An 8,370-nucleotide genomic window follows, 5' to 3' on the forward strand; every position below is an offset into this window, starting at 1 on the left:
GGCAGCGCGGCGCACGCATCAAGGATCCATTCGGCAACATCTGGTGGGTGAGCTGCCACATCGAAGACGTCACCGAAGACCAGATGTGGGAGCGGCTGCAAGATCCTGTGTATTCCGAAAGAATGCAGGTTGCCCAGGCCACGCTCGATGCCGAGCTCAGCGGCCGACCAGCGGGCCGCAGCAGCGCGCCGGTTCGCAACGGCTCCAACTGACCAGTCCGAGTGCGAGCTACGCACCGACCGGACGCAGACCCCACCGGAAAGTGTCCGCCCGCGCACGGTCGTTGCCGCGTTGCGCGGGCGGATCAGGTTGGTCAGGCTGTGTAGCCGTTGATGGTGGTCGCTCATGGCAACAGTTTTGCGTGTTGACCTGGGATCTATCAGTGAATCTCGACGTCATCTCGCTGCGGCCACTGCTTGCGCTGTCCGGGCAAGGCGGTAGGAGCCGGTGCCAGTTTTCGGTGTGCACTGGGAATGCGCGTGAACGTGCGTTCCCCGAGGTGGCATCCGAGCAACGATGCCTCGGCCGGTATTTTGGTCTGTTATGGCATTGGCGCAGGTTGCTCTCACGTCCGGCCGCTCGATCGAACTCTCGGACCTGCGGCTGTCATCGACATATGGCGCGATGTCGGAGGGGTATCCGTTTCCGCGATGGAACGATCGCAAGCTGGAGGGCGTGCTCGAGAGCGCCAGGGCGGAACGGCCATCCTTTCCTGTGCATATGGTTCCGCCCGTGCGAGAGTGGCCCGATGTTGCACCTGGTAGTTTCGGCCCCGTCGAGCTGCTGCCGGCCGTGACCTGCGTTGGGTTTTTCTTCTCGCAGCCGGTCGACGCAGGAAAGAATTCGGTGTTGTACCACTCCGCGCTGACCGTCGTGTGGCTCCAAGCAACTCCCGATATCCCGTCAGGCGAGGACGCCGATCCCGGTCTGCGAGATCTGTGCTGGGACGAAATTGCAGGAGACTTCGAGCTTTAGAAAGTCGGCGGCCCCGCAGCCCGAGGCGGCTGACAAAGATCCTGGCGTGCGACGACTCGAGAGGCTTCGGCTCTGATTTCTCGTGCGGCACGGAGTTGGCCGTGGGCGGTGGCAAGCGCTTCCCGCAGTTGTTGGTCCTCGGTGCGGAGCTGGGTGATTCGTTCGTGGGCGAGCGCCAGTCGCTGACGCAGGGATTCGTCGCTGGCCAGGGTGGCGGTCGAGGAGGTTGGGTGTAAATCCATGACCGTGAGACTCCAGCGCGGCCGGCGAGTCCGGCGACCGTGAGTGGGTCGCCGGAGGTGACGAGTTCAGCAAGCGTGTCCTGTGCCCGCTGAAAGGTCTGACGAGGGCGGGCTTTGGCGTGTTCGGCGAGGCGGTCAGCAGGCACCGGTGTGGGATCTTCTGTTGCAGCCGCAGACGTTTTCGCCAGTGCAGCATCCGGTGGGGGCCCGTGAGTCCGTCGATGATGACGAGCAGGTTCTTCTCGACGGTGCGGTTCATTTCGGCCATGCGCTGGAGGCCGTAGTGTTCGGACTGGGCGATCAACGCTTGGGTTTGTTCGAGCTGACGGCGATGCTGCGGCAAGAACTCTGAGGTGGTGACGAAGACCGGGCAGGTCAGGCAGGCTTCTCTGAACTACTGGTAGGGCTGGTGACGTGCGAAAAGTATTGCTTGCGAAGCTTTCTCTTCCGGGGCGAGCAGCATGTGAGCCTCGACCTTGAATCCGGCATCACGCAGCCAGGTCGTCATGAGGTCCGGCTGCCGACGGTGGACATGGACATTCATCGGGTGACCGCCGTAGCCTTGGGTCTTCAACTGCGACTCGGTGCCGACGTGGAACAGTAATTGCAGTGGTCCGCCGGGACGCAGTACTCGATGAAAGTGCCTCAGCACGGCGGGGACCTCGTCGTCGGGGACGTGGATCAACGACTGCCAAACCAGCATGCCGGCCATCGAGGCTGCCGGGAAGTCCAGCTCCGTCATAGAACCCACCTCGAACCGCAGTCCAGGGTGGTCACGCCGAGCTGCCTCGATCATCCCAGGGGAGAGATCGACACCGAAGGCATCAACACCCAGCTCGTGTAAGTAGGCGGTAACGTGTCCGGGACCGCACCCGACGTCGGCTACGAGCCCGCCGCCAGCGGCCCGCACGCTGTCCGCGAACAATGCCAGAGCTGCACGGAGGTATGGGTGTCCAGCCAGGGCATCGCGCACCTGGTCGGCATAGCTCAGCGCGACAGTGTCGTAGGAGATTCGGGTATCGGTCAGCCAGTCGTCTGCGCTCATCACTGGCAGGGTAGTCCGTAACCATCAATCGCCATTGACCGACGCTGCGGCGGCTGGGTTGAGGAGCATCTGAGCTAATTTCTGTGGGGCAGCAGTCCTTCCGGAAATGGCATCGAATCCGGGGATGCCGAGTTCGGTCGCTGCTGTGGTTCGCTGGAGCGTGGCGTCGATCTGGGCGAGTTTGTCGTTGACGCCGCTGTAGCTGACCTGCAGGCCCTCGACTTCGCCGAGCCAGCCCTCGCGTCTGGCCTCGATGATGCGGGCTTCGAGATTGACGCGGACCTCTTCGAGCCTGGCTCGTTGGGCCGGGTCCGGTCTCAGGAGTGAACATCGGACACATGCGTGCTCATGAATACACGGCGTCGAAAATGCCCGCGCGCATGTCCCGACCGACACTTTCCGCTTCTCGAAGTGGGACAGAAATGCGTCCCATTCTTCGTCGGTCGGAGTGCGGTATTCCTCGCCGGGCCGAACGGACCGACGGCGCGCGATGAACGCCCGGTGCGCCTCAATGGTTTCTGCAGGGTAGACGGCCTTGTAGCCCATGGTCGTGTCGATGCTCTTGTGCCCGCAAATGACCTGTGCGATGTGGGGTGGCAGGCCGTTCATGATGGCGTCGGTGACGAAGATCCTGCGGAAGTCGTGGGGGCTGAAAATCAGTGGGTCGCCGTTCGGGTCGGTGAGCCGGGTCGCGGCGAGGGCGTTGATGAGCAGCTTGCGGATCGCGGTCGGGGTGTAAGCGCGGCGTTCGTTACCAATGCCGCGCTGGAACAGCACCGGCATGGGCGGGTTCCAGATTCTCTCCCTGACGTCGTAGGAAACGATTAGCGGGATGGAGCCGTCCGGGTTGCGTAAGCGCTGGACGATGGTGCTGAGAATGTCGGCCAGCTCGGGGCTGACCAGGAGTAGGCGCTCGGTGTCGGTCTTGGACGGTGCGATCTGCAGCAGCGGGACGAGTTCGCCGGTGCTGGGCAGCCGGTACTCGGTGATGCTGTGGTGGGTCAGTTCGAGTAGTTCCTCGCAGCGGATGCCGGTCAGGCGCAAGACCTCGATGGTCGCGAACGCCCAAAACGCTTCCTCTTCCTCGTAGGACAGGTTGCGGCGTTTGCCAGTAGCGACGTTCTCGGCCCAGACGAATCGCCCGATCGCATGGGGAACAACAGCTTTTCGCAACTTTCCGTCGGTGCCGTCGACGATCGCCCCAGGTTCTGCCGCCTGGGCTGAGGCCAGTACTCGGGCTGCAGCGAGACGCCGGTCGTTGACGGTGCGCACGAGGACAGGCAGGACGGGCAGCCGTTCCCGGGTGCGCTGGTCCATGCGTGCCTTGCGGTGCTTGCGTTCCTTGGCCTTCTGAATTTCGGCGTTGGTGATCGGGCAGGGCGCGACCCATGGTCCCCAACGAGCTGGGTCCTCGACAGCCCAGTGTGCGATGTCGAGGTAGAGGGCCCGCACTCGCATCAGTTCATCTTTCAGGTTCAGCCGCGGCGCCGGCACCTTGATCCGCTCGCCGTTGCTGCTGATCGTGGTGCGTTCGATGGTGCCGAGGGCGTCCTTCCAGGAACGCATTACCTCCGGAGGGATCTGCAGGGTGTCGATGCCGGGAGACAGTGTCTCGATGCGGGCCCAGAACAGGCCGGCCAGCGTCCTCGAGACCGCGTCGATGCTGGCGAAGTCCAGGGACGGCTGGCGTTCACGCAGGTAGTCGACGAGCAGGTCGCGGATCGGTCGGCACTGGATGCGGTAGCGGTCGACCAACTGCTCGATTGTCAGTCGTCCACCGGCCAATCCGAACGCCCGGATGCTGTGCGGCGAGTGTTCGCCGAAGATGCCCATGGCGCGCAATCGGAGATAGAAATCGACTTTCTTCTGTCCGCCGCGAGTCTGGACTCGGCGCATGGTGTCGACCAGTTCTGCGCAGTCACCCACGACGATGTCGGCGATGGTGCCGCCCTTGCAGGCCAGGATCACGGCGATGCGGGTCGTCGCGATCTTCGCGTCAGCCCGGGAGCTGGCCGGTTCGGCGGCGGCCAGTTCGGCCAGTCGCGCGAACCCGTTCGGATCCCTGACCTGTGCCATCGCTGTCGCGAGATGCCGGTGAGTGCGGGTAAGCATCCAATCCATGCCGGGGCGGAGCACGTCGCCGCAGATCAGCATCAGCAGCCCGGACGTCAGATCGGTCGAGTCGTAGGAGGTGGTTCCGCCGTGTGCTGCCAGCCATGCCGTCGGCAGCTCGATCCATTCCGCTCCCGGATGTTCCTCGGCGCCGCTGACCTGCCAGCGATCCTGCCAGGTGCCACCTGGGAACGACGACAGCCAGCGCAGTATCTTGGTCACTCCGCGCCGTCGCCCGGCCCGGGTGCCGTTCGCCGACGGGACGAACGGTGGGGCGGTCAACCTCTGCTGTACCTGCTCGGCCGTGGCTGCCGTGTGCGGCCACCATCCCTCGACGGATCGTGGCGGAAATTCGGTGCGCAGCTGACCATTGCGCAGCCGCTGCTCGGCGGCGACCGACGCAGCGGCGGTCAGGGGTTTGCGGGTGCTGTGCTTGACGATGGAGGTCACAGGTTCCTTCCGAACAACACGCTCAGCGTCTGCGGGTCGTAACCGGGCGCCGGCGGTGGCGGCACCGGCTTGTCGCGCTCTTCGGCGGTGCGGGCATGATGGGCCAGCACTCCGGCGATCACCTCGCCGCTGTTCGGGGTCAGATAGATTTCGGTGGTGGACAGGTGCGCATGTCCCATGACCAGCTGCACGTCGCTCAACGTCAGCTGCGGGTCGCGGGCCATTCTGGCCGCGGCCGAATGCCTGAGGTCGTGCAGGGTCCAGTCCGAGCCGAGGACTGCGTTGGCGCGCTCGAACATCCGGTGCGCCGCGTGATAATTCAACGGCCGCCGCGGCCGCCGAAGCGTCCACCACACCGGCTGGATCCGACCTTGGGGGACCTGGCCGTGTAGTTGTTCCTGATACAACCGCAGCCAAACGAACGCATCCGCCGACGCCGGCACCTGCTGGCAAGCGCGAGTTCCCTTGCGCACTACGGTGATCAGTTGCTGGCCCGGGTCGACGTCGCAATGCCGAAGCCCCAGCAGCTCCGACGCTCGCACCCCCGTCGAGATCCAGAACGCCACCAACGCGCGGTCCCGATGCGACCCCAGCGCCGCGAACAACTCGTTGAACCGGTGATCGGGAATCGCGCGAGGAATCCGATGTCGAACCTTCGGCCGATAACGCCCCACTCGCTCGCGCGCCCACCCATCCATCGGATTGCGATGTGCATGCGCCCGACGGGACCGCCGCGACGGATCCAGCGGGAACGGATTCAGAATCGGCCCACTTCCGGCATCGCGGTGAAAATCGTAGAAAGTCCGCAGCACAGTCTCCGAATGCGCCACGGTCGCCGGGGCGTATCCGTCTCCTGGAGCGGGCTTACCGGTGACTGAATTGGCTTCTGCTGCCCTATGCTTTGCCCAACCAGCCCCATCGGAACGATCGACCCGACGGCGCTGCTTCACCGTCAGCTGGATCCAGCAACTGAAATCGCGGGCCTCGACCCGAGTTGCGCGGTCCCAGCCACCATCGATGGCCTGTAGAAACCGCCACCACCGCAACAGATCCATGCCATATGAGCGCAGCGTCGGCGCCGCCCGTCCCGCTGCCAGCAACTCTCGCAGGAATACCTCCACCGGGGCGACCACCGCCCCGCGGCTGTCCAGCAGCCGATACGGCTCGGACTCCTCGCCGGTGGCTATCAACCGACCAGACCGGGGCACCACCAGACCCGCGAGATCGCGGGTGTTCTCCTCGGATTCGATCACGCGGGCAAGCTACCCACCGAGCCCGACCGCAGTGGCTCGTACCTGCCCCAACCATGGGGTTAGTTCAGTCAATAGGGCGTTGGCGTACTCACATTTCTGCTGCAACGGCAACGTGCAGTAGCCATTCGGGAGAACCATCTTCGCGCGGGCGAGATTGTTCTTCATCCAGATCGCATCAACCAACGGCCCAGTGTCGGTGGCCAGCTGCTCTCCGGCGATAACGACCTTGCGGGCCCGTTCCCATTTGCGAGTTAGTCACGACTATCGCAGACCAGCAACCACTTTCGCAGTTCTCCCCTGAAGGTGGCGGTGCTGAACGGCTGTTTGGCTTCGGGATTGCGGGTGGGTCGTGGCAGCAGGAATGCCGGGTCGTCGAACTCTGCGAGGACGCCTGCTGCTGGGCGGTGATGGCCTCGACCAGGTCAGTGTCGATCGGGACGAACGCGTCGCGGCGCAACTTGTGGTTGGTGTAGCGCAGGTAGGGTGCGCCTTGCCTGCCATGGACAAGACAGTCGATGCGTAACAGCGGCCCTACGGTCGCAGAGGCCGCTCGAGGGGCGTGCCGCCGCGCCACACTGTCTCATCGACTGCTCACCTCTGCTGAACGGTGTCCGTGTCCTCGCGACTTTCGGCATGCGCCGATACCCACCGTGTATTCTCTTGTGCCGCAATGTTTTCTACCCGTTGCGCCAGGATCTTCCGTCGGTTCGGTCTGGTATACGGACCTGCTTCGGCGAGGTACATGAGCCGTTCGTGCTTCAGTGCCTCCGCTGTGGCGCGGTAGTTCAACCAGTGGGCATGCCACTGAAACAGCTGCTGTACTCCCTCGGCTGCCACGACGACCGCCGCTATCGATGCTGTTACTGCTGCGGGTGCGTGCAAGGCGGCAATAACGGGGACGGCGGCGCCGGTGACGACCTGTCCGAGTTTGACCAGTTTGTATGCGCGTTGGGCGGACCGGCTCCGCGCGCTGTACCAGGCGATTTGGTCGGTCAGTCGCTGCCACACCGGGTCGATGGCGGCGGCCTCGGATTGAACTGTCACGCTGTGCCTTCCTGGTGAGGGTGGGGTACGACTCGGTGTCTGTGGCGCTCCTCGCCGAGAACTCGTCATAGGTTCAGCTCCCGGTAGGCGGTTTCAGTCCCTCGCACAGTTGGATGGGATCACTGCTCGGCGTTACCCATTCGTCCCATTCGGCCTTGCTCATCGTCGTTGTCAGCTTGGAACACAATTGCTCCATCCCTGGTTTCGAGTTCGGGATCGGGAGAACAGCAAAACCGCCGATCCCTGACACGGCGTTGATCGACCACCCCCGAGGATCTAACGAATATGTACGAATATAGCCCCCTCCGTTGGCAGCCAGGGAGACGGTGTCCCGGCTCAGATTCGTGTTCCACACCCGCACCCTGCCCGCATCGTCGCCGGTGACGATGTAGTTTCCGTCCGGGCTGATCGCTACGGCTTCGACCCGCCCATTATCGGCCCCGTCCCCGACTCCGGCACTGGGCTCGGGGTTGGTGGCGGGGTCTGGATCAGGGAGGACGTGTAGTTCAGCATCGGTGGTATTTCCCACGCGCACCTTTCGTGCGTAGTCGCCGGTGACGATCCAGCGTCCGTCCGGGCTGATCGCGACGGCGGTGATCGGCTCGTTGCTGCCGTTGGAGAAGTTGCGCGGTTCAGCATCGGTGGTGGGACCCCACACCCGCACCCCGTCGTCGTTGTCGCCGGCGACGATCCACTGTCCGTCCGGGCTGATCGCGACGGCGTTGATCGATGAGGTGCCGGTGCCGGGCAGGTTGTCTGGTACAGCACTGGCGGAGTCCGTATCCCACACCCGCACCCCGCCCTTGGCGCCGCCGGTGACGATCCAGCGTCCGTCCGGGCTGATCGCGACGGCGGTGACCGGCTCGTTGCTGCCGCTGGAGAAGTTGCGCGGCTCAGCATCGGTGGGACCCCACACCCGCACCCCGTCGTCGTTGTCGGCGACGATAAAGCGTCCGTCCGGACTCATCGCGACCTCCTTGATCGTGTAGGAGCCCGCATCCGGCAGGGCGCGTGGTTCGGCCTCGGCGGAGACCGTGCCCCACATCCGCACCACACCCGCGCTGTCGCTGCTGACTATTCGGTGTCCGTCCGGGCTGATCGCGACGGCGCTGACCGGCCGGGGGCCGATGCCGGGCAGGGCGGGTGGTTCGGCGACAGAGTCAGCATCGGCGTTGGTGTCCCACACCCGCACTCCGCCCTCGTCGCCGCCGGTGACGACCCAGCGTCCGTCCGCGCTGATCGCGACGGC

General features: G+C 64.5%; 8 protein-coding genes and 1 pseudogene. 3 read left to right on the forward strand and 6 right to left on the reverse strand.

Annotation, left to right across the window (positions count from 1 at the left end):
- Window positions 1–212: pseudogene (locus B0T44_RS25395) on the forward strand (hypothetical protein); the annotation flags it as partial.
- Between the two features lie 331 nt (window positions 213–543).
- Window positions 544–975, forward strand: a complete 432-nt coding sequence (locus tag B0T44_RS25400) for a hypothetical protein (RefSeq protein WP_077121928.1) — start codon at window positions 544–546, stop codon at window positions 973–975.
- Here B0T44_RS25400 and B0T44_RS26880 read toward each other — a convergent pair.
- A complete protein-coding gene (locus B0T44_RS26880; RefSeq protein ID WP_139348044.1) occupies window positions 972–1,217 on the reverse strand; it encodes a hypothetical protein in 246 nt (81 codons plus the stop codon). The genes B0T44_RS25400 and B0T44_RS26880 overlap by 4 nt on opposite strands.
- A gap of 148 nt (window positions 1,218–1,365) precedes the next feature.
- Here B0T44_RS26880 and B0T44_RS28655 point away from each other — a divergent pair, with 148 nt between their 5' ends.
- Complete coding sequence (locus B0T44_RS28655) at window positions 1,366–1,569, forward strand: hypothetical protein (protein ID WP_077121926.1); 204 nt, start codon at window positions 1,366–1,368, stop codon at window positions 1,567–1,569.
- A 42-nt stretch (window positions 1,570–1,611) separates the two neighbouring features.
- Here the strand turns inward: B0T44_RS28655 and B0T44_RS25410 are convergent, their stop codons facing one another.
- The 5 genes from B0T44_RS25410 to B0T44_RS25430 all read right to left on the reverse strand — a co-directional run.
- A complete protein-coding gene (locus B0T44_RS25410; protein ID WP_077121924.1) occupies window positions 1,612–2,262 on the reverse strand; it encodes a class I SAM-dependent methyltransferase in 651 nt (216 codons plus the stop codon).
- 24 nt (window positions 2,263–2,286) lie between these two features.
- On the reverse strand, window positions 2,287–4,416 hold the full coding sequence (locus tag B0T44_RS25415) for a tyrosine-type recombinase/integrase (protein ID WP_254854262.1): 2,130 nt from the start codon (window positions 4,414–4,416) through the stop codon (window positions 2,287–2,289).
- Between the two features lie 404 nt (window positions 4,417–4,820).
- The gene (locus B0T44_RS25420; RefSeq protein WP_077121920.1) at window positions 4,821–6,077 is read right to left on the reverse strand and encodes a tyrosine-type recombinase/integrase; all 1,257 of its coding nucleotides are present in this window, start codon (window positions 6,075–6,077) and stop codon (window positions 4,821–4,823) included.
- A 591-nt stretch (window positions 6,078–6,668) separates the two neighbouring features.
- Complete coding sequence (locus B0T44_RS25425) at window positions 6,669–7,121, reverse strand: DUF4231 domain-containing protein (RefSeq protein WP_077121918.1); 453 nt, start codon at window positions 7,119–7,121, stop codon at window positions 6,669–6,671.
- A gap of 73 nt (window positions 7,122–7,194) precedes the next feature.
- Window positions 7,195–8,370, reverse strand: a 1,176-nt coding sequence (locus B0T44_RS25430) for a WD40 repeat domain-containing protein (protein ID WP_139795360.1), incomplete at its 5' end; no start/stop codon positions are given.

Origin of the sequence: Nocardia donostiensis (assembly GCF_002081715.1) — a bacterium.
Taxonomy (GTDB): domain Bacteria; phylum Actinomycetota; class Actinomycetes; order Mycobacteriales; family Mycobacteriaceae; genus Nocardia; species Nocardia donostiensis.